The sequence below is a fragment of the Pandoraea sp. genome (genome assembly GCF_041919235.1).
Lineage (GTDB): Bacteria > Pseudomonadota > Gammaproteobacteria > Burkholderiales > Burkholderiaceae > Pandoraea.
This window is the reverse complement of sequence record NZ_JAYRUC010000011.1, coordinates 19,059-40,427: the sequence shown is the minus strand read 5'-3', so window position 1 is coordinate 40,427 and position 21,369 is coordinate 19,059. Positions and strand designations below refer to the sequence as shown.

The window sequence follows — 21,369 nt, the reverse complement described above, 5'->3', positions numbered from 1 at the left end:
CTCCGCTTCCTCTGGACGCGTGCCGTGCCGCGCTCAGGCCGTGTGCGCGCTCACCGCGCCCACGCCATGCGTGATCTCGCTGCCGCGATCGCCGCCGATGTCTCCGACCCCGACCCCGGCCCCTAGCGCCGCCCGCCCCGTTTCTCGCACTGCCAGCGGCCAATGCGTCACCTGCGCCGCCAATTGCCGATACGCCACCGCCGCCGGGGCCATCGGAAACGCATCGACCACCGTGCGCGCGAGTTGCCGCGCGCGCCCGACTTGCCGATCCAGCGGCACATGGCCCGCCAGCTCCAGCGACACCGCCAGATACCGGCTCGCCGTCGTCGCCAGATTGCGGCACACCACGCGCGCCTCCAAATCCTCTGCCCGATTCACCAGCACCCGGAACTGCGCCAGCGCATACTCGAAATGCGCTTGCTTGATCCACGAATACGCCCCCGTGATCGACGCCGGCTCACACCCCAACACCACCAGTACATCGTGCGCATGCGCCGCCAGCGGGCTGAGCACCGCTCCCGCGTGGGTGCAGTCGATGACCACGACGTCGGGCTCACCCATGCTCAGCAGCGGCAGCGCGCGAGACGCATCGATACGCTCGGGATGACGGTGCGCCACCGGCACCAGCACCACATTGCCGCGCGTACGCACACGAATCGCCTCGGGCGACACCCGCCCGGCAAGCACGTCGTGGAGGTCGCCGCGCAGCGGCACGCCCAGGGCCGGCGCCGCATGACCACTTTCGTCGGCCAGCACCACATCCTGCCCGTGATGGGCCAGGGCGCTGGCCAGGTTCAGCGCGGCACTCGTCTGACCCGCTTCAGGCGCACTCCCCACCACCGCAATAATGCGCGTGCTGTGGCGCGCCACCAGCCGGCGCAGTCCCTCCGCTTGATCGAGCACGAGTTTAACCAAAGCACGCCTCGCCTGAAGGTTGTGCGGGCGCGAACAGCCCGCTGTAGTTGGGATCGAGCCCGCGCACCACCGCCGGCAGGTCTTCCTCGGCCGGCACGAACGGCGACCCCGTCACCGGCGCCGAAAGCGCCGTGTCGACCAGGAACTGCCGATCGGCCACGTGCAGATTCTCCGGCACACGCTGTCCCGTGGAAACGTAATGCACGGGCAGGCGATGGCGAATCACCGTGTCGAGTACCGAGCCGAGATTGGTCGACTCGTCGAGCTTCGTCAGTATGCAACCCGCCAGATCGCCGCCGCCCTCCGCACTCGCGCTGCGATACGCGTGCACCACTTCGTTGAGCGTATCGCCATGGCTCGTGGCGTTGAGCAACAGCAGGCGCTGCACCTGCGTTTGTGCGCCGCACAGCATTGCCACCTGCTCCGGCACCGTGCGGTCGCGCTGGCTCATGCCCACCGTGTCGATCAGCACCATATGCTTGTTGCGCAGCTCGGTCAGCGCGAGCCGCAGATCCGTGGCATCCTTCACCGCGTGCACCGTCACGCCGAGAATCTTGCCGTAGATACGCAGTTGCTCATGCCCGCCAATACGGTAGCTGTCCGTCGTGAGCAACGCGAGCTTCTCAGCGCCGTGACGCATCACGCAACGCGCCGCGAGCTTGGCCGTCGTTGTGGTCTTGCCCACGCCGGTCGGCCCCATCAGGGCGTACACACCGCCACGGTCCATCAATTCGTCTTCATTGGGCATGACGGGCAGATTGCGCTTGAGCGCGCTTTTCACCCAGTCCAGCCCATTCTCTCTGTCGCTGCCCTCGGGCAGGTGCTCGAGCAACGCGCGGCCCAGTTGCGCCGAGAAGCCCGCGGCGAGCAACGTGCGCAGAATCTCGCCCTGCGCCGGAGAGCGGCGTCGCTTGTCGTTCCACACCAGCCCGGCGACTTGCTCTTCGAGCAACCCGCGCATGGACTGAAGTTCGCCCATCATGGTCTGCGCGAACGCGCTCGCGGCAGCGGCGTCATGGCCGCCCGCAACAGGTGCAACAGGCGCGGCAGACGCAGGCGCCGCCGGGCGCGCACGCGGGCGGTGCGTCGGCAGGTCGCCGCCGGCGAGCGCGTCAAGATCCTCTTCCGCCAGGGCGACGATTTCAACGCCATTGGCAACCGAACGGTTGGACAACACGACCGCATCGGGTCCGATTTCCTCGCGAATCTGGCGCAGTGCATCGCGGCACGTGCCCGCAAAGAATTTCCGAATCTTCACGCTTGACCTCCGATGAGTGCCGTCATTTTCACGTTCCGTGTGTCAGGCACTTCCGCATACGACAAAACCTTGAGCTGCGGCACGCTGCGGCGCAGGAAGCGCGAGAGCAGCGAACGCAGCGGATGTTGAACCAGCAAGACCGGCGGCAGACCCTGCCGCTCCTGTCGCGCCACGGCTGCCTGAGTTTCACGCAGCAACGTGTCGGCAAGACCCGGTTCGAGTCCCGTGCCCCCGCCGGCGGACAGCGCCTGCGTAAGAATGCGTTCGAGATTGGCGTCGAGTCCCACCACTTCGAGATCGCCGTTGCCGGGGAATACGCTCTGCGTGATCGCCCGTCCCAGCGAGAGTCGCACCAGCGCCGTGAGCTCGTGCGCGTCCTGCACGCGCGCACCGTGCTCGGCGAGGGTATCGATGATGGTACGCATGTCTCGAATCGGCACCTGCTCCTCGAGCAGGTTCTGCAACACTTTCTGCAGGGTGGTGAGCGCGACCGTCTTCGGCACCAGGTCTTCGATGAGCTTCGGCGCGTCCTTGCCGATGCGCTCGATGAGCTGCTGCACTTCCTGACGTCCGAGCAACTCATGGGCGTGGGCGTTGATCAGATGGTTCAGGTGCGTGGCGACGACAGTCCCGGCGTCGACCACCGTGTATCCGTACGCTTGCGCCTGATCGCGCTGACCGACGTCGATCCACGTGGCCGGCAGGCCGAAGGCCGGGTCGCGCGTGGGCGTGCCCTGCAGCGGCGCGCTGACCTGGCCCGGATCGATGGCGAGCAGTTGGCCGGGATACGCTTCGCCCTCGCCGATGATCACGCCCTTGAGCGTGATGCGATATTGGTTCGGGCGCAACTCGAGATTGTCGCGGATGTGCACCACCGGCGCGAGGAAGCCGATCTCCTGCGCGAACTTCTTGCGGATGCCCTTGATGCGCTTGAGCAACTCGCCGTCCTGATTGCGGTCGACGAGCGGAATCAGCCGGTAGCCGACTTCCAGCCCCAGCGGGTCGACGAGCGCCACATCGTCCCACGACGCTTCCGCCACTTCGGCCGGCGCGGTGGCCGCCACGGGTGTCGGGCGAGATGCCTGCTGCTTCTCGGCCTCGGCCCGGCGGAACTGGTAGCGTGCCAGCGCACCCAGGCCAACCGCCAGCAGCAGGAAGGCGAAGTGCGGCATGCCCGGGATCAGGCCCATCAGACCGAGGATCGCGGCCGTGATGCCCAGCACGCGCGGATTGCTGAAAAGCTGCGAGACGACCTGCTGCCCGATGTCTTCATCGGTCGCCACACGTGAGACGACGACACCGGCCGCGGTCGAGATCACCAGCGCCGGGATCTGCGCGACGAGACCGTCGCCGATCGTCAGCAGCGTGTAGTTCTTGGCGGCCATGCCGATGTCGAGGCCGTGCTGGGCCACGCCGACGATCAGCCCGCCGACGATGTTGATGACCATGATGAGCAGACCGGCAACGGCGTCGCCGCGCACGAACTTCGACGCGCCGTCCATCGAACCGTAGAAGTCGGCTTCCTGCGCGATCACCGAGCGACGCTTGCGCGCCTCCTCTTCGCCGATCAAGCCGGCGTTCAGGTCGGCGTCGATCGCCATCTGCTTGCCGGGCATCGCGTCGAGCGTGAAGCGCGCACCGACTTCGGCGATGCGCCCGGCGCCCTTCGTAATCACCATGAAGTTGATGACCACGAGGATGATGAACACCACGATACCGACGGCGTAGTTGCCGCCCACCAGGAAATGGCCGAACGCCTCGATCACCTTGCCCGCGGCGTCGGGGCCGGTATGGCCCTGGAGCAGCACCACGCGGGTGGACGCCACGTTCAGCGACAGGCGCAGCAGCGTGGAGAACAGCAGCACGCTCGGGAAGGCCGCGAAGTCGAGCGGCTTTTGCGTGTACATGCTCACGAGCAGCACCATCACCGACAGCGCGATGTTGAACGTAAAGAGCAAATCCAGGATGAACGGCGGCAACGGCAGGATCATCATTCCGAGAATCATGACGATCAATACCGGCGCGGCGAGCGACTTCAAATTCCCGCCGAGGAACAGTTGCGACGAGCGCAGAAGCTGGTTGGCGCGAGGGTTGAGATTCATTCGTTACACTCGTTTCGCCCCGGCGCGCCGCGGCGCGTCGAGTTCGGCCGGCACCAGGAGTTCCGACGGGGCGCGCGGCGCCACGCCCCCCTCGGCACGCCAGCGGCGAAGCTGGAAGACCCACGCCAGCACTTCGGCCACAGCCGTGTATAGCGTGGCCGGAATTTCCTGACCGATGTCCACGTGCGCGTGCAGTGCCCGCGCCAGCGGCGGCGCCTCGAGAATCGGAATGTTGTGCTCGACGCCCATCTCGCGAATGCGCAGCGCGACCAGATCCGCCCCCTTGGCGAGCACGCGCGGCGCAAGCATGTTGTCCTTGTATTCGAGCGCGACGGCGAAGTGCGTCGGGTTCGTCACGATCACGTCGGCTTTGGGGACGTCCTGCATCATGCGACGGCGCGCCGTCTGACGCTGCAACTGACGGATGTGCGCCTTCAGATGCGGATCGCCTTCGTTTTCCTTGTTTTCCTGACGCACTTCCTCTTTGGTCATGCGCAGCTTCTTGTAGTGTTGCCAAAGCTGGAACGGCACATCGATGGCGGCCACCAGCAGCAGCGACGCCACGATGAACGCGCAGCACACCGCGATCAACTCGCCGACATAAGGCAGTGCCGCGCGCGGCGACTGGGTCATGAGCCCCATGACGGCGTCGCGGTCGCGGGCAATCGCCCAGTAGGCGACGGCGCCCACGAGCACGGTCTTCGCTACCGCCTTGATCAGTTCGACCACCCCCTGCATGGAGAACATGCGCCCCAGCCCCTTGAGCGGGTTCAGGCGGCCGAAGTTGGGGGCAAGCGACTGGGTGGTGAAGAGCCAGCCGCCCAGTGCCATCGGGGCGGCAATCGCCGCGAGCACGAGCACGCCGAGCAGCGGGGCAATGGCGATCAGGGCGTCGGCGCCCGAGTGCGCGGCGTTCGAGAGCATGCGGTGCGTGTCGAGGGCGGTGGCCGGCTCGAACTGCATGCCGTGGCGCATCAATTGCGCGAAGCCTTGCGAGATGCGATCGGCCGACATCCACAGGCCGCCGACGCCGGCCGCCAGCAAGGCGAACGTGGACAACTCGCGCGAACGCGCAACCTGACCCTCCTCGCGCGCCTTTTCAAGGCGCCGGGGAGACGCAGGTTCCGACTTTTCGAGATCGCTTTCCTCAGCCATGCCCTATCCACCGCGGGTGGACGAACCCACCCCATCGCGACCGATTATGGCCGTAACCGTCAAGTCACAAAGGCGGGAATAGAGGCGGGATTGGGCGGTAATTCGCGCCCGCGCCCGAGAAGTGGCCGGCCCGGCACCGGAAACGCGCTCCGGCAACCGGTCCGCCGGCGGGCGCGGCGCGGCCTCAGAAGCCCAGGCTGGCGAGCAAGTCGTCGACCTGCCCTTGGTCGGCCACGATATCGGTGCGACCGTCTTTCTTGACTTGCGGCCCGTTGAGCAGCGAGTCTTCGGCCTCCTTGCGCTTCTCGGGCGGCATGTTGTCGAGCAGCGTCTGGAGCAGATGCTTCTCGATCTCCTGCACGACCTCCATGATCTTCTTGATGACCTGCCCGGTCAGGTCCTGGAAGTCCTGCGCCATCATGATTTCCAACAGATGATGGTTGGTCGCACGGGTGTCTTCGGGCACGCGGCGCAGATAGGTGCGTGTCTCTGCGACGAGCTTGCGCGCGTCGTCGAGTTCGAGCGGCTGGTCGAACCACTTGGCCCAGCGTTCGTCGAGCGCGTTGGCGTCCGCTTCGAGGCGGTCCTGAAGGGGCTTGGCCAGTTCGATAGCGGTGAGCGCACGCACGGCCGCCTGTTCGGTCAGCGTGGCCACGTAGTTCAGACGGTCACGGGCGTCGGGAATCGCTTCGGCCGCCTGCTCGAGTTGCTTGTCCAGACCGAGTTCGCGCAGGTTGTCGCGCAGCATGCGCGTCAACTGCCCGATGCGCATGAGCATGCGCTCGGCCGGATCGGCTTCGCCGGTCACGTAAGCGCCGTTGGGCTCACCCGGCCATTCAGTGCTCGCCTCTTGGGTCACGCTCAGGCCCCCGTTTTTTCCATTTTCTCGAAGATCTTGCCCAGCTTCTCGTCGAGGGTCGCGGCCGTGAACGGCTTGACGACATATCCGCTAGCGCCGGCCTGGGCAGCCGCGATGATGTTTTCCTTCTTCGCTTCGGCCGTCACCATCAACACCGGCAGCTTGGCGAGGTTCGGATCGGCACGGATCTGCTGGAGCATCGTCAGGCCATCCATGTTCGGCATGTTCCAGTCCGAGACCACGAATTCGAAGCTGCCGCCGCGCAGTTTGGCCAGCGCCGCCGCACCGTCCTCCGCCTCGTCGACATTCGAGAACCCCAGCTCTTTGAGCAGGTTTCGCACAATCCGGCGCATCGTCGGAAAATCGTCGACGACCAGGAATTTCAAGTTCTTGTCTACCATCATCACTCCAATTCGGCCGGCGCCCCACTGGGGGCCGGCGATATTCATGCGCAAACTTCGCCTTCACTCAATGCCCTGAGTGTGTGCGCAAATCGACGCGAAGCATACGGCGAAAAAACGCCAAAAAGCGCCCTATTAGGGTCTGGTCACCCTAAACGCGCTGCGTACGTTCGCCAAATTTCGCAACCTGATGCAGCACTTTGCGCGCCATCTCGTGCAGCGGCACCACTTCTTCCGCCCCCCCCATCGCAATGGCCTCGCGCGGCATGCCGAACACGATGCAGCTCGCTTCGTCCTGCGCGAACGTATGCGCCCCGGCCTGGCGCATCTCCACCAGACCGGCCGCACCGTCGCGGCCCATGCCGGTGAGAATCACGCCGATCGCATTGCGCCCGGCGTGAACGGCTGCGGAGCGAAACAATACATCGACCGACGGCCGATGTCGATTCACCGGCGGTGCCGGGTCGAGCAACGCCACGTAGTTGGCGCCGCTGCGCGAGAGCTGCAGGTGGGTGTCGCCACCCGGCGCGATGTACGCGTGGCCCGGCAATACCCGTTCGCCATGCTCCGCTTCCTTCACCGTAATGCGGCACAACCCGTTCAGGCGCTGCGCGAACGACTTGGTGAAGCCCGCCGGCATGTGCTGGGTAATCAGAATCGCCGGAGCATCCGGCGGCATCGGGACCAACACCTCCCGGATCGCCTCCGTTCCGCCCGTCGACGCGCCGATGATAATCAGCTTCTCCGTCGACACCAGCGGGTTGCGCAGCATCGGTGCAGCTTCCACCGGCACGGGCACCGCGCTCTTGGGCGGCGCGCTGCGCACCCGGGCACGGGCTGCGCCACGGATCTTGTCGGCAATCATCTCGCCATATTCGAGCATGCCGTCACGAATGCCCAGACGCGGCTTCGTCACGAAATCCACCGCACCCAATTCGAGCGCGCGCAACGTGACCTCGGAGCCGCGCTCGGTCAGCGACGACACCATGAGCACCGGCATCGGACGCAGGCGCATGAGCTTCTCGAGGAAGTCGAGCCCGTCCATGCGCGGCATTTCCACGTCGAGCGTGAGCACGTCCGGGTTGTGCTGCTTGATCAGATCGCGCGCCACGAGCGGGTCGGGTGCGGTCGCTACAACGGTCATGTCCGGCTGCGCATTGATGATCTCGGTCATCAGGCTGCGCACCAGTGCGGAATCGTCCACGCACAGGACTTTGATGGGTTCGCTCAAGCCCCCTCCATTTGTCGGTTGTCAGGCCCCGGCCGAGGCTTGGCATTTCTGGCCGGTGGCGCAAAGAGTTCTACGGAGCCCCGTACTTCGCGTGCGCGCAGACGCTGCGCGTACGCCTGTTCGCGCTGAACGATGGCCGGATCGCCCCGGTCGCCCAGCTTCTTGACCATCACCCGTCCGGTGCGCGGCAAAAAACACACCTTGCGCGGATGCGGTCCGAGCAGATCCTGCGCAGTCACGCGAATCTGCTCCATCTCGAGATAGCGCAACACGAAGTTCGCATTGCGGTCGCCGATGTTCAGTGTGGTCATGCCCGCCAGCACCGCGCCGCCGCCGAAGACCTTCGCTTCGAGTCGCTCGCGCCGTGCCCCGAGCTTGATGAGCTCGTTGATGAGCATTTCCATTGCATACGCACCGTAGCGCATGGACGCCGAGAGTATACGGTCGCGCTCGCTCTCGCCGTCATCCGGCAGCATGAAGTGATTCATGCCACCGATGCCGGTGACGCTGTCGCGCACGCACGCGGCCACGCACGAGCCGAGTACGGTCACGAGCATGACGTCGTCGGTGGTCACGTAATACTCCGACGGCAGCAACTTCACCGCCTGCGTATTGAACGCGTTATCGAAGTAGTGATTGGTCGCGAGGGCTTCGGCCAGCGGCTGCGTCATATCAGGCTCCTCGTGGACTCGTGCCGGCCAGTTCGTACACCGTCTGCCCGCGCAGTCGGAACGCCCGGCTCACATAGGTGAAGTTCTCGGAATGCCCGGCGAAGAGCAGCCCGTCGGGTTTGAGCAAGGGCACGAACCGCTCGAGAATGCGCGCCTGCGTGGCCTTGTCGAAATAGATCATCACGTTGCGGCAGAAGATCACGTCGAACGGTCCGCCAATCTGCCACGACGGCGCCAGCAGGTTGAGCGGCTCGAACGTCACCAGCTGCCGCAGTTCGGGACGGATCTTGATCTTGCCCGCGTTCGCGCCCGTGCCGCGCAGGAAATGACGGCGCAATTGCTCCGGCGAGAGCTTGCCGGTCTGCTCGCCGTTGTAGACGGCGGTCGACGCCCGTTCAAGCACCTGCGTGTCGAGATCGGTGGCCAGCACACTCGCATTGGGTCGTGCACCGAGCGTGTCGACGAGCGTCATCGCAATCGAGTAAGGCTCTTCGCCCGTCGACGCCGCACAGCACCAGATCGAGATCGGCTTGGCACGATGACGGACAAAGTCGGCGAGCAACGGGAAATGGTGCGCTTCGCGGAAGAACGACGTCAGGTTGGTCGTCAACGCGTTGGTGAACGACTCCCACTCGGGGCTGCCGGTGTCGGCCTCGAGCAGGTCGAGGTAGTCGGTAAAACTCGTCATGCCGAGCGCGCGCAAGCGCCGCGCGATGCGGCTGTACACCATCTCGCGCTTGTGCTCGGCCAGGGCAATCCCGGCGCGCTGATAAATCAGATTGCGGATGCGGCCGAAGTCGGTCAACGAGAAGGTGAAGTCGCGCTCGCCCGAGAGCGCCGCGCCGCTCGCGCGCGCGAATTCCGCACTGCGCGAGCCGACGTCGCCGTCGCTGCCTGCGGCAGTCCGGCGGGTCGGAGGCGAGGGGTTGCGCGAATCACTCATGTTGTCTCACTTTGCCAAGGCAGCGGTCGGTCGCTCACGCTATGCCGCGCGCGCGAGTGCTTGCAGCGTTGGCGCGCGACGTGTCGCGCCCATCGCATGCACGCCCGCGCCCTCGCCACGGGTCTGGAACACCGACACCGCCGAGCGCAGGTCATGCGCTTGCGATTCCAGCGCCCCGGCCGCCGCTGCCGCCTCTTCGACCAGTGCCGCGTTCTGCTGCGTGACCTCGTCCATCTGCGCCACGGCCCGGTTGACCTGCTCGATACCGCTCGACTGCTCGGCAGAGGCTGCCGAGATCTCGCCCATGATGTCCGTCACGCGCTTGACCGCCTGCACGATCTCGCCCATCGTCTGGCGTTGCTGCGCCACGAGTGCCGTGCCGTCCTGAACGCGGCGGGCCGAGTCTTCGATCAACGCCTTGATTTCCTTCGCCGCCGCCGCACTGCGCTGCGCCAGCGTGCGCACTTCGCCCGCCACCACCGCAAAGCCACGGCCCTGCTCGCCCGCACGGGCGGCTTCCACCGCAGCGTTCAATGCAAGGATGTTCGTCTGGAACGCAATCCCGTCGATCACGCCGATGATGTCGACGATCTTGCTCGAACTCGTCGAGATGCCGTCCATCGTCGCGCCCACCTGCCCCGAGACCTGCCCCCCTCGCGTGGCGATCTCCGACGCGGTCACGGCAAGCTGGCTCGCCTGACGCGCGTTGTCGGCGTTCTGCTTGACCGTGGCCGTGAGCTGCTCCATCGACGATGCCGTCTCTTCGAGCGACGCCGCCTGCTGTTCGGTGCGTGCCGACAAGTCGGTGTTGCCCGCCGCGATCTCGTGCGCAGCGGTCGTGATCGACTCCGTCCCGTCACGAATTTGCCCGATGGTCTCGGCCAGCGTGTGCTGCATGGCCTGCATCGCGTAGAGCAGGCTGCTGCTATCGCCCGGCGCCACGTTCACATGACTTTGCAGATCGCCGCTCGCAATGCGATGCGCGATGTCGGCCGCGTACTCCGGGTCGCCGCCGAGGCTGCGCTGCACGTTGCGAATGATCGCGATCATGGCGGCGGTCACGATGGCGCCGATGACGAGCAGTGCAATGCCGTAGCGAATCAAGGTGCTGTAGAACGCCTCGTCGATATCCTGCACATACACGCCGCTCATCACGCCCCAGTCCCAGGGGGCGAAGTACTTCACGAACGAAAGCTTCGCCAGGCGCTTGTCGCTGCCCGCGACCCGGCCGTAGTAATCGACGAAGCCCGAACCCTTTTCCTTGGCGACGCGGGCCATTTCGACGAAGAGCAGCTTGCCGTTCGAGTCCTTGTAGTTCGAGACGTCCTTGTTCACCAGGTCGGCCAGCGTCGGGTGCATGAGCACGACCGGCTTCGTGTTGAAGATGACCAGATAACCGCTGTCGCCATAACGCATGGTCTTCAGGCGGGCCATGGCCTGCTGCTTCGCCTCGTCGACACTGATCTTGCCCGCGGCCGCCTGCGCCGCGTAGTCGCGCACGATGCCGTCGGCACTCGTGACGATGTTCTCCACCGCCGCACGCCGTTCCGACTCCATCGTGCTGCGTTCATGCCAGGCCGCCCAGCCGCCAAAAATCAAAAGACCGAGCCACATCAGCGCAAGCGCGGACCAGAGTTTTGCCTTGAGACTCATTCGCATCATGATGTGACCCTCCACTACCGGCGCATCGCGGCGCAATGCGCACGATGGCTTTCGTCTTGCCGATTGTTGCCACTTGCCGACACGCGCCCCGTCGATTCCGGCTCGTTCCGCTCCGGGAAGTGACGCGTGCACCGTTCCAATAAAGTGTTACCTGGTGACCCGAGTGAGCGCGCGAAGCCTGCTCAGAAGGTCTCCCAATCGCCGCTGGCGTCGTCCGTGCCGGTGCGGGTGCTCGCCGCCGGGGCGGCAGCGGCCGGGGCCGGCTTGCGCGGCGCTGCGGGCGCGGCCTTCGGGGCCGGTGCCGAAGCGAGCGTCGTGGGCGCGGCCGCCTTCTTCGCGACCGGGCGTGCCACCGGTGCCGGCGCCGCGTGGCTTGCTGCGGTCTGGCTCGCGTCCAGACGGAACACCGAGACCACCGACTTCAGGCGATTGGCCTGCTCCTCGAGCGAGCCCGCTGCGGCCGCCGCTTCTTCGACGAGCGCGGCGTTCTGCTGCGTGACCTCGTCCATCTGCGTCACCGCCCGGTTGACCTGTTCGATCCCCCCCGACTGCTCGCTGGACGCCGCCGAGATCTCGCCCATGATGTCCGTCACGCGCTTGACCGCCTGCACGATCTCTTCCATGGTCTGACCGGCCTGCTCGACGAGGGCGGAGCCGTCATGCACCTTGTGGGCGGAATCTTCGATCAGTTCCTTGATTTCCTTCGCCGCCGCCGCACTGCGCTGCGCCAGCGTGCGCACTTCGCCCGCCACCACCGCAAAGCCACGGCCCTGCTCGCCCGCACGGGCGGCTTCCACTGCAGCGTTCAGCGCGAGGATGTTCGTCTGGAACGCAATCCCGTCGATCACGCTGATGATGTCGACGATCTTGCTCGAGCTCGTCGAGATGCCTTGCATCGTGCCCACCACGCGCCCCACGACATCGCCGCCGCGCGCCGCGATGTCCGAAGCGGTGACGGCCAGTTGGCTCGCCTGACGCGCGTTGTCGGCGTTCTGCTTGACCGTGGCCGTGAGCTGCTCCATCGACGATGCCGTCTCTTCGAGCGATGCCGCCTGCTGCTCGGTGCGCGCCGACAGATCGGTGTTGCCTGCGGCAATCTGCTGCGCCGCCGACGTGATCGACTCCGTGCCCGAGCGAACTTCCGTCACGGTGCGCACGAGACTGTCCTGCATATGCTTCACGCCCTTGAACAGCCGCCCGGTCTCGGTGTCGTTCCAGACCTCGATGCGCTGCGTGAGGTCGCCGCCGGCGATCCGTTCGAAGTGCTTGATGGCGTCGTCGATAGGGCCGACGACCGCGCGCGTGAGCGTGATCTGCGTGACGACGCCGACGATCAGGCCGACCGCCAGGCCGATCGCCACCATCCACATCACCATCGTGTAGCGGGCCTGGGCTTCGGCGTAGCGCTCTGCGGCCTTCTTTGCCTGCAGATCGGCCAAGATCGTCACGGCCTTCGTGTAGTCGCTGAACAGACGCGGCACATCCATGACCGTCTTGGCATGGAAGTCGGGGATATCGCCCGATTCGATGGCCTTGAGCGCAGGCACGATACCGTCGTTGACCACTTTTCCGCGCGCGGAGATCACCGCGTCGGCCGAGCCCTTCTCGCCGTCGCTCATCGGAAGCGCAGCGTAGGTGGCCCAGGCGTCGTCGGCCGCCTTGAGATTCTGGCGAACGCGCTCGATCGCCGACTTGATCTCGGTCGGATCGGCAATGAATTCGATGCGCGAGAGCGTCACGCGCGCCGCCAGTGTCGAGATCGTCGTTCGCGCGAGTGCGTTCGACGACGCCATATCGTTCGTGTAGATCTGCCGCAGCGACTCGTTGCTTTGCCGCAGCGAAACGAGACCCACCGCGGCGCCGACGACCAGCAGCACCATGAAGAGTCCCAGCGCCAGCGTCAGCCGGGCCCGGATGGTGACATTCTTAAACATAACGATCTCTACCCCGTGAAGACCGGCCTGCGGCCGGCATACCCATCTCAATCATCTCAGTCAACGAAACGTCAAAATTCTTCCCAATCGCCCGGGTCGCTCGACGCGGCGCCCGGCGTTGCCGCCGTCGATCCGGTGGCGGGCGTCTTGCTGCGACGCGCCGTCAGTTGCAGCACCCGAGCGTCTTCCTGTGCGCCGAATGCAGCGGGGGCTTCCGGCGCGGGGGACGGCGCGCGACGCGTGACGGCACGCGCCGCACCTGCGCCTGCACTGGCCCTTGCCGGTGCGGCGGCCGATAGCGCAGGCGTTGCGACCGATAACGCAGGCGTGGCGGCGCCCGCCTGACGTACCGCCGACGTGTTCTGCTGCACGGTCGCGCTGTGCGCCCCAGCCGCCTCCTTGAGGGCGTCGCCGACACGGAAGACGGACACGGCGTCGCGCAAACGATGCGCCTGATCCTCGAGCGCCCCGGCAGCCGCCGCTGCTTCTTCCACGAGCGCGGCATTCTGCTGCGTGACTTCGTCCATCTGCGTGACGGCCCGGTTGACCTGCTCGATGCCGCCCGACTGTTCGCTGGATGCCGCCGAAATCTCGCCCATGATGTCGGTCACGCGCCGCACGGCCTGCACGATCTCTTCCATCGTCTGACCGGCCTGCGCAACCTGCGCCGAGCCGTTCTCCACCCGGCCGACCGAGTCCTGGATCAACACCTTGATTTCCTTGGCCGCCGCTGCACTGCGCTGCGCCAGCGTGCGCACTTCGCCCGCCACCACGGCAAAGCCACGGCCCTGTTCGCCCGCACGCGCCGCTTCCACCGCCGCGTTCAACGCGAGGATGTTGGTCTGGAACGCAATGCCTTCGATCACGCTGATGATGTCGACGATCTTGTGCGAGCTGGAGGAAATTCCCTGCATCGTATCGACCACGGTGCCGACCACCTGCCCCCCGCGCGCGGCGATCTCGGAGGCGTTGACGGCCATCGCGCTCGCCTGCTTGGCGTTGTCGGCGTTCTGCTTGACCGTGGCCGTGAGCTGCTCCATCGACGATGCCGTCTGCTCCAGCGAGGCGGCCTGTTGCTCCGTACGCGCCGACAGATCGGTGTTGCCCGCCGCGATTTCGCGCGACGCCACGTTGATCGATTCAACGCCTTCGCGTACATCCGAGACGATGGACAGCAGGCTGTTCTTCATGACCGTGAGGCTGAAGAGCAACTGGCCGACTTCGTCGCGGCCCGCGCCTTGCGCACGACCGGTGAGGTCGCCCGCCGCAATCTGCTTCGACATCGCGAGCGCCACGCGCAGCGGCCGATTGATCGCGCGGCGCAGAATGCTGCCAAGGACGAACAGCACGACGATGCCGCCGATCACGGCCACCGCCGTGGCCGCACGCACGACCGTGTACTCCTTCTGCGACTGCTGATACAGGTCGGTCGCCTGCGTGAGTTCGAGGCGCGTCAGCACGTTCAACTCGTCGCGCATCGGGCCGTACGCCGGCTTGACCTTTTCGAGGTAAGTTTGTTGCGCGCCTTCGGCCGAACCGGCCTTGAGCATCTCGACCGTCTTTTGCAGGCCGTCGCTCGTGAAGCGCTGGCGAATCACGTTGAAGCGCTCGGCCTGCGCTCGCGTGCCCGGATCGACCGACTTCATGTACTCGGCCCACTGCGCGTTGATATCGTCGAGACTGTCGGTGATTTCGTCGCCCGCACGCTTCATGGCATCGAGGTTCGGGCTGCCCACGGCTTCGGCCACGAGCAATACGTCGCGGTCGAGCTTCTGACCGATCACGGCCAGCGTGCTCACCGGCACCATGCCGTTCCGATACACGTTGAGCAACTTCGCGTTGCTGCTCGACAAGCCCCATATGCCCAGCCCGCCAACCATGGCGAGCAGGACCGCGCCGAGCACGATGATGCCGGTCAAGCGCGCTCGCAGTGTGTCGACGCGCACCTTGCGGGCCAGTGCCGCGAGACCGCCGCGCTCGATCTGGCCGCGGCGAATGCGCAAGTTGCCCGCCTGCCCGTTGCGAAAGCGCGCGTAGATCGCCTCGGCTTGGGCCGTCGCCCCCGCCTCCGGACGCACGCGCACCGACGTGTAGCCCACCACGGCACCGTTGTCCAGCGTCGGCGTCACAGTCGCCAGCACCCAGTAGAAATCGCCATTCTTGCGACGGTTCTTGACCAGCCCGGTCCACGTATCGCCGCGCTTGAGCGTCTCCCACAGATCGCCGAACGCCTCCGATGGCATGTCCGGATGCCGCACGATGTTGTGCGGCGCGCCGAGCAGTTCGTCGCGCGAAAAGCCGCTCACCTCCACGAAGGCGGGATTGGCATACGTGATCCGCCCCTTCAGGTCCGTCCGTGAGATCAGGTATTGATGCTCGCCGATGACGAATTCGCTCTGGGTAACGGGCTGGTTATCGCGCACGTGCTCGGTCTCCGTGGACTGCTGGTCGGTGGGTTATGTCTGTAGGGTGACGCTACGGGTGTCTCGGCCCGTCGATAACGCCGGGACTCAGCTCGCCAGACGCTCGATGAGCGCCATGTCGTCGCTGGTCATCAGCTTCTCGATGTCCATCAAGATCAGCATGCGGCCTTCGACCGTGCCCAGCCCCGTGAGGTACTCGGTGGCCAGTTGTGCGCCGAACTCGGGCGCCGGCTTGATTTCGCCGCGCGCAAGCGTGAGCACATCGGACACACCGTCGACCACCATGCCGACCACGCGACCCGCCACGTTCAGAATGATCACGACGGTTTGCGTGTCGTACTCGACGCGGCCCAGACGGAACTTGATGCGCATGTCCACGATCGGCACGATGATGCCGCGCAGATTGATCACGCCCTTGATGAAATCGGGCGCGTTGGCGATGCGCGTGACGGCGTCGTAGCCGCGAATCTCCTGCACCTTCAGGATATCGATGCCGTATTCCTCTTCACCCAGCGTGAAGACGAGAAACTCCTGGCCGTCGCCATCGGTTTGCATGGCGCCACCCTGGCGCGACACGGCATGGTTTTGCGAAAGGTTGTCCATCTGACGCGTCTCCGACTTCAGTTGAAGATGGTGGCGGCTGCCGAGCGCTGGCCGCGCTGAAGCGCCGCCACGTCGACGATCAATGCCACACTGCCGTCACCCATGATGGTGGCGGCGGAAATACCGTGAATACGGCGGTAATTGGTTTCGAGATTCTTCACCACGACTTGCTGCTGCCCGACCAGCTCGTCGACGAGCAGTGCAAAGCGGCGGCCTTCGGCCTGAAGGATCACGATGATCCCCTGCGTGGGATCGAGGCGCGCATCCGGCACATCGAATGCGCGGTACAGCTCGACGAGCGGCAGATACTCGCCGCGCACCAGCACCACCTGACCTTCGCCGGTCACGGCACGAATGTCGTCGCGACGCGGTTGCAGCGACTCCATCACGAAGTTCAGCGGCAGAATGAAGATCTCGGGCCCGACCTTGACGGACATGCCGTCGAGAATCGCGAGCGTGAGCGGCAGTACGATGCGAATCGTGGTGCCCTTGCCGCGCGTGGAGAGAATCTCCACATGCCCGCCCATCTGCTGGATGTTTCGTTTGACGACGTCCATGCCCACGCCGCGGCCCGACACGTCGGTGACCGCCTCCGCCGTGGAGAAGCCCGGCATGAAGATCAATTGCCAGACGTCCTCGTCGGACATCGAGTCCGAGACCGGCAGACCCTGCTGCTGTGCCTTGGCGAGGATTTTTTCGCGACGCAGACCCGCACCGTCGTCGCTCACTTCGATGACGATGTTGCCGCCCTGATGCGCAGCGGACAGCACGAGCTGGCCGACCGGGTCCTTGCCCGACGCCACCCGCAGCTCCGTCGTTTCGATGCCATGGTCGAGACTGTTGCGCACGAGGTGCGTGAGCGGATCGATGATGCGCTCGATCAGGCTCTTGTCGAGTTCGGTCGCCTGCCCGAAGGTGACGAGTTCGATCTGCTTGCCCAGCTTGCCCGCAAGATCGCGCACCAGACGCGGGAAGCGCGAGAACACATAGTCCATCGGCATCATGCGGATGGACATCACGGCCTCCTGCAAATCGCGCGCGTTGCGCTCGAGCTGGCCCATGCCGTTGAACAGGCGGTCGTGAAGCATCGGGTCGAGGCTGCTCGCCGTTTGCGCGAGCATCGCCTGCGTGATCACCAGCTCGCCCACGAGGTTGATGAGCTGGTCGACCTTCTCCACCCCCACGCGAATTGAACTGTTCTCGTGACCGGCAGCGCCACCGGCCGGCGCCGCCGCACGCTTCTCAGACGGCGGATGCGCGCCATTGCCCCCGCCGGAGGCGCCTGCTTGCGGCACTGGCGGCACGACGATCGGCTCGGCAGGCACCTCGATGGGTGCCGACGGCGCCTGCGCAAAGATCTCGGACGTCTGGACCGGCGCCGGCACCGCGACCGGCGATTCCACCGATGCCGGTGCAGCAGCCGCCGCAGACGCAGCGTCCTGCACGTCGATCTGCGACGGCTCGATCACGAAGCAGCAGACGGCGAGGATGTCGTCGGCGCCGCAGGTGGTATCGAGCCACAGGTGCAGCGTGTCGCCGCTGGACTCACGGCCGGCCACATCGCCGAGGTTGCCCAACTCTTCCGCGAGCAACGCCTGGTCCTTCTCGCCCACGCCGGTGAGCGTGACCTTCAGGCGCGTCTGACCCGGTGGAATGGCGCGCGCGGGGGCACCGCTCGCATCGGTAGCAGGCGCGGCCGGCGTGGCGGACACGGGCGCAGGTGCTGCGGTGGCAGGTGCGGCAGGCGTGGCAGGTGCCGGGGCGCCGCCTTCTTCTGCGGCAAGCTGCTGGAGCACTGCGCAAATGCGCTTCATCGCCTCGGCATCGGGCTCACTGGAGGCGCGGTAGGCATTCAATTGTTGATGCAACACGTCTTTGGTTTCCAGGAAGGTATCGACCATCTCGGTGCGCAACTGCAATTCGCCGCGACGGGCGCGGTCGAGCAGGTTCTCCAACAGGTGAGTGGTCTCGGTGAGCGCGGTGAAGCCGAACGTTGCGGCGCCACCCTTGATCGAGTGCGCCGCACGGAAGATCGCGTTGAGTTGCTCGTTATCGGGTGCATTGATATCGAGCGCGAGCAGCAGGTGCTCCATCTCCGCGAGCAACTCTTCCGCTTCATCGAAAAAGGTCTGGTAGAACTGGGTGATATCCACCGGTTTCCTCGTCCTAACTGGGTTGTGACATCGACGCCATCGTCATGCGCCTTCGCCGACGAGCGAGCCCACCACGTCGACCAATTCCTCTGGATCGACTGGCTTGATCAACCAGCCGCTTGCGCCCGCCTCGCGAGCCGCCGCCTTGTACGTCCCGTCGACTTCGGTCGTGAGCACCAGAATGGGCGTCAGCGCAAACGCGTCGAGCTCGCGCAGCGCGCGAATGAGCGACAGTCCGTCCATGCCCGGCATGTGCTGGTCGGTCAGCACCAGATCGAACGCCCTGGTCGACGCCAGCGCCAGTGCCTCCTGCCCGTCGCGGGCAGTCGTCACGGCGTACCCGGCTTCGTCGAGCGTCGCCGCCAATATCTGACGCATCGACGCTGAGTCGTCGACCGCGAGAATCGTGTTGCGAAGGGCCTGCATGCGTCTCCTCTTGTCAGTGTTATCGCACCGCGTTGCCGGGGGCCGCCGGTGCCGCCGGAGGGCCGGGTGGCGCAGGCACTTCGGGCATCGCAGGCAGCTCGCCGTTGATAACCGCGTTCACCGCATCGATTCCGGCGCCGCGCGCGTTGGTCGCGTCGATCGTCGGCTGGTCGGCCTCCTGCTTGACCGACTGCTCTGCGCGGCGGTTGAGCACGATGATGCTGATGCGACGGTTGATCGGGTCGTAGGCGTTATCGCGATCGAGCGGCACGGTGGAGGCCAGGCCCACGACGCGCAGCACCTTGTCGCCGTCGAGACCGCCCGCAATCAGTTCGCGACGCGAGGCGTTGGCGCGATCGGCGGACAGCTCCCAGTTGCTGTAGCTCTTGTCGCCCTGCGCGTAGGCCGTGGCATCGGTATGGCCCGACAGGCTGATCCGGTTCGGCACGTCGTTGAGCGACTTGCCGATCTCGCGCAGAATGTCGCGCATGTACGGCTGCACTTGTGCGCTGGCATTGGCGAACATCGGCCGGTTCTGGTCGTCGACGATCTGGATGCGCAAGCCTTCGGTGGTCACGTCGATGAGCAACTGCTTGCGGTATTGCCTGAGCGTCGGATTGGCCTCGATCGCCTTCTCGATGCGCGCCTTGAGTTCGCGCAAGCGCTGCGCCTCGGCGCGCTCGGCCTGTGCCGCCGACATGGTCTGGCGCGACCTGGGCGGTTCGCCCCGCGACTGCTGCCCATCGGTGCGCGTGGTGTCGATGCCGCCGCCGGGAATGACGCCGCTGTTCTCCGCAGCATTGCGCCCCCCCGTGAGCGCGACCATGAGCGGCGTGCGGAAGTATTCGGCAATGCCGGTCAGCTCCTTGCTGGTCACGGAACTAAGCAGCCACATCAGCAGGAAGAACGCCATCATGGCCGTCATGAAGTCGGCGTAGGCGATCTTCCATGCGCCGCCGTGATGGCCGTGCGCACTGCGCGCACGACGCTTGACGACAATGGGCCGCTCGTCTTTCTCGCTCATTGCACCCGTCCGTCAACGTGCCTTGACCTGCCGCACGTGCTCTTCGAGCTCGGCGAACGACGGACGTACTGTGGAATACAACACCTTCCGGCCGAATTCGACCGAGAGTGCCGGCGCGTAACCGTTCAGGCTGGCGAGCAGCGTGACCTTGATGCACTCGTAGAGCTTCACCGACTCGTTGATGCGGTGTTCGATGAGTTGCGCCAACGGCGAGATGAACCCGTACGCCAGCAAAATGCCAAGGAACGTGCCGACGAGTGCCTGCGCGATCAGCGCACCCAGCACGGCCGGCGGCTGGTCGGCCGAAGCCATCGTGTGCACCACGCCCATCACGGCCGCCACGATGCCGAAAGCCGGCATGGCGTCGCCCGTCTTCTGCAGGCAATGGGCGGGGACTTCGCCTTCATGGCGGTACGTTTCGATTTCGTGATCCATCAGGTTCTCGATCTCGAACGCGTTCATGTTGCCGCTCACCATCAGGCGCAGATAGTCGGTGAGAAATTCCATGATGCGCGGCTCGCCGAGAATGCGCGGGTACTGCGAGAACACCGGACTCGCTGCCGGGTCTTCCACGTCGCCTTCGATGGCGAGCATGCCGTCCTTGCGCGCTTTTGCGAGCAGCACGTACAGGAGCGCCATCAGCTCCATGTACAGATCCTTGGTGTATTTCGAGCCCTTGAACAGCATCGGCAGCGCCTTCATCGTCGCCTTGATCGCCTTGCTGTTGTTGCCCACCACGAACGAGCCGACGCCCGCGCCACCGATGATCAGCAGCTCGGTCGGCTGAAACAGTGCGCCCAGGTGACCGCCGCCCATGACGAAGCCGCCAAAGACCGATGCCAGAACGATGATGTAACCAATGACGACAAGCACTGCCGGATACCTCTCGCAAAAATACGTCTACGGAAAAATGTCCTTCCTGTTCAGAGGGCTTAACGGCAGACACGCAGGGAAACTGTAGGGGGGTGCGACCTCGCGACGTGGGCTTGGCTAGGCCGCCAGGGGGGAGATATCCGAGTCCGGCTCGGAGGGCGCCAGATCGGCGGCATGCGCGTGCTTCGCCTTACGGGTTTTTCCCGCCCGCGACGGCGGCTGGCAAAGCCCGCAAACGTACTGGCCATGCGGCTCGTGGGCATGCGTGACGAAATGTCCGCCGCAGCGCGTGCACGGCGTCATCTGCAACATCTTGCTGTCGAAGAAGCGAACGAGCGTCCACGCCCGTGTAAACCCGAGCACCGCTTCCCAGCCATGCAATTCCACATGCTCCAGGTAGAGACGGTACGCCTTGACGATGGCTTCGATGCCTTGGCATCCGCCGTACTGAACGAGATGTCGATAGATGTTGTGGAAGAGCGAGGAATGGATGTTCGGCAGCCACGTCACGAACCAGTCGGTCGAGAACGGCAGCATGCCCTTGGGTGGCGACGCCCCCTTGAGTTCCTTGTAGAGTTTGATGAGCCGGTCGCGGCTCAGGCTCGTTTCCGCTTCGAGCAACTGGAGACGGGCGCCGAGTTCAATCAGCTCGATGGCCAACTGAATCTCGCGCGCCTCGAGAACAACGCTTTTGGTACGCATATGCAGGCTTCCTGGCAAGTCACGCGAAGCGCCG

General features: G+C 65.4%; 18 protein-coding genes. All 18 read right to left on the bottom strand.

Annotated features, from left to right (window positions below):
- Window positions 1–33 precede the first annotated feature (33 nt).
- The 18 genes from ACE3UG_RS10720 to flhC all read right to left on the bottom strand — a co-directional run bounded on the left by ACE3UG_RS10720 (window position 34) and on the right by flhC (window position 21,335).
- Window positions 34–915: a MinD/ParA family protein gene (locus tag ACE3UG_RS10720; RefSeq protein ID WP_374623388.1), complete on the bottom strand. Its 882-nt coding sequence runs from the start codon at window positions 913–915 to the stop codon at window positions 34–36.
- On the bottom strand, window positions 908–2,173 hold the full coding sequence (flhF, locus tag ACE3UG_RS10715) for a flagellar biosynthesis protein FlhF (protein ID WP_374623385.1): 1,266 nt from the start codon (window positions 2,171–2,173) through the stop codon (window positions 908–910). Before flhF ends, ACE3UG_RS10720 begins: the two co-directional genes overlap by 8 nt.
- Window positions 2,170–4,275: a flagellar biosynthesis protein FlhA gene (gene flhA / locus ACE3UG_RS10710; protein WP_374623382.1), complete on the bottom strand. Its 2,106-nt coding sequence runs from the start codon at window positions 4,273–4,275 to the stop codon at window positions 2,170–2,172. Before flhA ends, flhF begins: the two co-directional genes overlap by 4 nt.
- 3 nt (window positions 4,276–4,278) lie before the next feature.
- Complete coding sequence (flhB, locus tag ACE3UG_RS10705) at window positions 4,279–5,430, bottom strand: flagellar biosynthesis protein FlhB (protein WP_374623379.1); 1,152 nt, start codon at window positions 5,428–5,430, stop codon at window positions 4,279–4,281.
- Window positions 5,431–5,614: 184 nt separating this feature from the next.
- Window positions 5,615–6,238, bottom strand: coding sequence for a protein phosphatase CheZ (cheZ, locus tag ACE3UG_RS10700; protein WP_374623705.1), 624 nt, complete (start codon window positions 6,236–6,238; stop codon window positions 5,615–5,617).
- A 53-nt stretch (window positions 6,239–6,291) separates the two neighbouring features.
- Window positions 6,292–6,690: a chemotaxis response regulator CheY gene (gene cheY, locus ACE3UG_RS10695; protein ID WP_150590129.1), complete on the bottom strand. Its 399-nt coding sequence runs from the start codon at window positions 6,688–6,690 to the stop codon at window positions 6,292–6,294.
- Between the two features lie 151 nt (window positions 6,691–6,841).
- Entirely contained in the window at window positions 6,842–7,921 is a 1,080-nt protein-coding gene (locus ACE3UG_RS10690; protein ID WP_374623375.1) for a chemotaxis response regulator protein-glutamate methylesterase, read from the bottom strand.
- On the bottom strand, window positions 7,918–8,592 hold the full coding sequence (gene cheD / locus ACE3UG_RS10685; protein ID WP_374623372.1) for a chemoreceptor glutamine deamidase CheD: 675 nt from the start codon (window positions 8,590–8,592) through the stop codon (window positions 7,918–7,920). The genes ACE3UG_RS10690 and cheD overlap by 4 nt, the downstream gene beginning before the upstream one ends.
- A 1-nt stretch (window position 8,593) precedes the next feature.
- Entirely contained in the window at window positions 8,594–9,535 is a 942-nt protein-coding gene (locus ACE3UG_RS10680; protein WP_374623370.1) for a CheR family methyltransferase, read from the bottom strand.
- A 39-nt stretch (window positions 9,536–9,574) separates the two neighbouring features.
- Window positions 9,575–11,197 (bottom strand): methyl-accepting chemotaxis protein, encoded by a 1,623-nt coding sequence (locus ACE3UG_RS10675; RefSeq protein ID WP_374623367.1) that lies wholly within the window; start codon window positions 11,195–11,197, stop codon window positions 9,575–9,577.
- A 182-nt stretch (window positions 11,198–11,379) separates the two neighbouring features.
- On the bottom strand, window positions 11,380–13,131 hold the full coding sequence (locus ACE3UG_RS10670; RefSeq protein ID WP_374623364.1) for a methyl-accepting chemotaxis protein: 1,752 nt from the start codon (window positions 13,129–13,131) through the stop codon (window positions 11,380–11,382).
- Window positions 13,132–13,202: 71 nt separating this feature from the next.
- A complete protein-coding gene (locus ACE3UG_RS10665) occupies window positions 13,203–15,554 on the bottom strand; it encodes a methyl-accepting chemotaxis protein (protein ID WP_374623361.1) in 2,352 nt (783 codons plus the stop codon).
- An 87-nt stretch (window positions 15,555–15,641) separates the two neighbouring features.
- Entirely contained in the window at window positions 15,642–16,157 is a 516-nt protein-coding gene (locus tag ACE3UG_RS10660; RefSeq protein ID WP_374623358.1) for a chemotaxis protein CheW, read from the bottom strand.
- A 17-nt stretch (window positions 16,158–16,174) separates the two neighbouring features.
- A complete protein-coding gene (gene cheA / locus ACE3UG_RS10655; protein ID WP_374623702.1) occupies window positions 16,175–18,250 on the bottom strand; it encodes a chemotaxis protein CheA in 2,076 nt (691 codons plus the stop codon).
- Window positions 18,251–18,352: 102 nt separating this feature from the next.
- Window positions 18,353–18,736 (bottom strand): response regulator, encoded by a 384-nt coding sequence (locus tag ACE3UG_RS10650; protein ID WP_374623355.1) that lies wholly within the window; start codon window positions 18,734–18,736, stop codon window positions 18,353–18,355.
- A gap of 19 nt (window positions 18,737–18,755) precedes the next feature.
- Window positions 18,756–19,760, bottom strand: a complete 1,005-nt coding sequence (gene motB, locus ACE3UG_RS10645) for a flagellar motor protein MotB (protein WP_374623352.1) — start codon at window positions 19,758–19,760, stop codon at window positions 18,756–18,758.
- A 12-nt stretch (window positions 19,761–19,772) separates the two neighbouring features.
- On the bottom strand, window positions 19,773–20,633 hold the full coding sequence (motA, locus tag ACE3UG_RS10640; RefSeq protein ID WP_374623349.1) for a flagellar motor stator protein MotA: 861 nt from the start codon (window positions 20,631–20,633) through the stop codon (window positions 19,773–19,775).
- Window positions 20,634–20,750: 117 nt separating this feature from the next.
- Window positions 20,751–21,335 (bottom strand): flagellar transcriptional regulator FlhC, encoded by a 585-nt coding sequence (gene flhC, locus ACE3UG_RS10635; protein WP_374623347.1) that lies wholly within the window; start codon window positions 21,333–21,335, stop codon window positions 20,751–20,753.
- Window positions 21,336–21,369: the final 34 nt, after the last annotated feature.

Coding starts and splice junctions, on each gene's coding strand:
- flhA (WP_374623382.1), bottom strand. CDS start 4,275: ATGAATCTCAACCCTCGCGCCAACCAGCTTCTGCGCTCGTCGCAACTG.
- cheY (WP_150590129.1), bottom strand. CDS start 6,690: ATGGTAGACAAGAACTTGAAATTCCTGGTCGTCGACGATTTTCCGACG.
- ACE3UG_RS10660 (WP_374623358.1), bottom strand. CDS start 16,157: ATGGACAACCTTTCGCAAAACCATGCCGTGTCGCGCCAGGGTGGCGCC.
- cheA (WP_374623702.1), bottom strand. CDS start 18,250: ATGGAGCACCTGCTGCTCGCGCTCGATATCAATGCACCCGATAACGAG.
- cheD (WP_374623372.1), bottom strand. CDS start 8,592: ATGACGCAGCCGCTGGCCGAAGCCCTCGCGACCAATCACTACTTCGAT.
- flhC (WP_374623347.1), bottom strand. CDS start 21,335: ATGCGTACCAAAAGCGTTGTTCTCGAGGCGCGCGAGATTCAGTTGGCC.
- motB (WP_374623352.1), bottom strand. CDS start 19,760: ATGAGCGAGAAAGACGAGCGGCCCATTGTCGTCAAGCGTCGTGCGCGC.
- flhB (WP_374623379.1), bottom strand. CDS start 5,430: ATGGCTGAGGAAAGCGATCTCGAAAAGTCGGAACCTGCGTCTCCCCGG.
- ACE3UG_RS10670 (WP_374623364.1), bottom strand. CDS start 13,131: ATGTTTAAGAATGTCACCATCCGGGCCCGGCTGACGCTGGCGCTGGGA.
- ACE3UG_RS10650 (WP_374623355.1), bottom strand. CDS start 18,736: ATGCAGGCCCTTCGCAACACGATTCTCGCGGTCGACGACTCAGCGTCG.
- ACE3UG_RS10675 (WP_374623367.1), bottom strand. CDS start 11,197: ATGATGCGAATGAGTCTCAAGGCAAAACTCTGGTCCGCGCTTGCGCTG.
- ACE3UG_RS10680 (WP_374623370.1), bottom strand. CDS start 9,535: ATGAGTGATTCGCGCAACCCCTCGCCTCCGACCCGCCGGACTGCCGCA.